The sequence below is a fragment of the Kosmotoga sp. DU53 genome (assembly GCF_001639905.1).
In the GTDB taxonomy this organism is placed as follows: Bacteria; Thermotogota; Thermotogae; order Petrotogales; family Kosmotogaceae; genus Kosmotoga; species Kosmotoga olearia.
In genome coordinates this window covers 1-1,720 of record NZ_JGCK01000082.1, presented here as the reverse complement: position 1 = coordinate 1,720, position 1,720 = coordinate 1, and the positions used below count along the sequence as shown (strand labels likewise).

The window sequence follows — 1,720 nt, the reverse complement described above, 5'->3', positions numbered from 1 at the left end:
CAATTTGAATAAAATAAGCGGAAGGACACGAGAAGAAATAGAAGCAGTTATTTTAAACGTAGAAGCGAGATGGGGAACAGTGAAATTGAAGAGAAAAACAAGAATTTGGGGGGATAAAAAGATATTATCTGCCATCACTTTTCATCATCTTGGTTATGCGCGAAGACTCGCTGAAGAAGGAAAACTCGGGTCTGTTAGTAATTTTGTGTAAACTCCCTCCGAAATATGAGAAAATAACAAAAAGCTAAGGAGGGAGAACAGTGGGAAACTTCGACAGAGAAGCAATGAAGAGATTGGTACGAGAAAGGAAATTAAAAACGACAAAAGACGCGGAAAATCTAGTAAAGGAATTATTTGGAGACATCATTAAAGAGATGTTGGAAGCGGAACTTGAAGAAGAACTTGGTTATTCTAAGCATGACTACAGAAACAAAGAAACGGATAACTCACGAAACGGTTATTCGAAAAAGACAGTGAACAGCTCTTACGGTAAAATAGAACTTTCGATTCCCAGGGATCGCAAAGGTGAATTCGAACCAATAGTGGTTAAAAAGCACCAGCGAAGCATAGCTTCCATAGAGGACCAGATATTGTCTATGTATGCCCGGGGAATGACATACAGGGACATACAGGCACATCTTAAGGACATATACGGTTCTGAACTGTCAATTGAAAGTATAAGCAGGATAACAGACAAGATAATCCCTATTGTTTCCGAATGGAGAAACAGACCCCTTGAAGAGGTATATACCATAATCTACATGGACGCTATCTTTTTCAAAGTTTCTGAGAACAACCAGATAAGAAACAAGGCTTTGTATATAGCCTTTGGGGTAAATCTGGAAGGAATGAAAGATGTCCTAGGAATGTGGATAGCTCAGAGTGAAGGTTCAAAATACTGGCTTGGTGTGCTAAATGAACTGAAAAACCGAGGAGTTAAAGGTGTAATGTTCTTTTCAATAGATGGATTAAAGGGAATGGAAGAGGCAATAGAAGCGGTATATCCCCAGGCTAAAATCCAGAGATGCGTAGTACACCAGATAAGATATTCCATGAAATTTGTATCCTGGAAAGACAAAAAGAAATTCGCTGCTGATCTGAAATCGGTATACACAGCGGATACAAAAGAAGCAGCATGGAATGCTCTTATGGCCTTTGAAGAGAAATGGGGAGAAAAGTATCCATTCAGCATTAAAAGCTGGAAAGATAACTGGGAAGCCCTCACGACCTATTTCGAATATCCCAAAGAAATTAGAAAATTGATTTACACGACAAATCCCATAGAATCCCTGAACAGCCAACTCAGGAAGGTAACAAAGAACAGAGGTGTTTTCCCCAATGATATGGCTCTCATGAAACTTGCATATCTCGCCATTAACAACATAACCAGAAAATGGACCGTGAGAATAAACGAATGGGATAAAATCCTTGCCACTTTGATGATAGAATTTGATTGGGTGAAATCCTATGTCTGATCTTTTCCGGAGTTTGGAGTTTACACAAAATATGTGACATGCCCGAAAACTCTGTAATGCACCCCGAAAAACTGGACAAAAAATCAAGCAATTTTGTGTAGACTCACGGATTCTTCGAATACCTCTTTGGGACTCTTGTAACCTAGTGCACTGTGTGGATATTCTTCATTGTAAAACGTTTCAAAAGTTTTGGTCTTTTCGATTAGCTCTTCGTTAACTCGGATTGTCCCAGTACCCATGCAACT

General features: G+C 39.2%; 2 protein-coding genes and 1 pseudogene. 2 read left to right on the top strand and 1 reads right to left on the bottom strand.

What is annotated here, in order from left to right; genetic code table 11:
- A partial coding sequence (locus DU53_RS12345; RefSeq protein ID WP_161484799.1) for a hypothetical protein occupies positions 1-211 on the top strand: 211 nt, incomplete at its 5' end.
- A 49-nt stretch (positions 212-260) separates the two neighbouring features.
- Positions 261-1,475: an IS256-like element ISKol2 family transposase gene (locus tag DU53_RS11550; protein WP_015868143.1), complete on the top strand. Its 1,215-nt coding sequence runs from the start codon at positions 261-263 to the stop codon at positions 1,473-1,475.
- An 83-nt stretch (positions 1,476-1,558) separates the two neighbouring features.
- On the opposite strand, the pseudogene DU53_RS13375 reads toward DU53_RS11550, so the two are convergent.
- Positions 1,559-1,720: pseudogene (locus DU53_RS13375) on the bottom strand (IS3 family transposase); the annotation flags it as partial.